The sequence below is a fragment of the Bacillus sp. FG16 genome (assembly GCF_057809515.1).
In genome coordinates, this window is record NZ_JBMDKC010000384.1 from 1 (window position 1) to 349 (window position 349).

General features: G+C 39.8%; 1 pseudogene. It reads right to left on the minus strand.

The features are described 5' to 3' along the window. Window positions 1–122: 122 nt before the first annotated feature. Window positions 123–349 (minus strand): annotated as a pseudogene (locus ACODS7_RS32860) (helix-turn-helix domain-containing protein); the annotation flags it as partial.

Below are 349 nucleotides of genomic sequence, written 5' to 3' on the forward strand. Positions count from 1 at the left end.
TCTTCTTCCGATAAAGTGTAGTATCGTATCCGCTCTCGTTCACTCATCTGGTCTGGTAATTCATAAAAGTATTCTCGTTGCGTTTGAGTCAGAACTTCTCTCGTCGCCATCTGAACTTCCTCCTATTTATGTAAATAACGATACACGGTTGTACGAGAAATCTTTAATATTTGCGCAATATCTTTAATGGGGATTTTCTTAGACACGAGTGTTTTTATCATTTGTTGTTCTTTTTCTCCTAACTTTTCAGGTCTTCCACCAAAACGTCACCGAGCCCTTGCGGCAATTCTTCCCGCCTCTGTCCGTTCACGAATGAGGTTTCTTTCAAATTCTGCAAAAGAAGCAAATA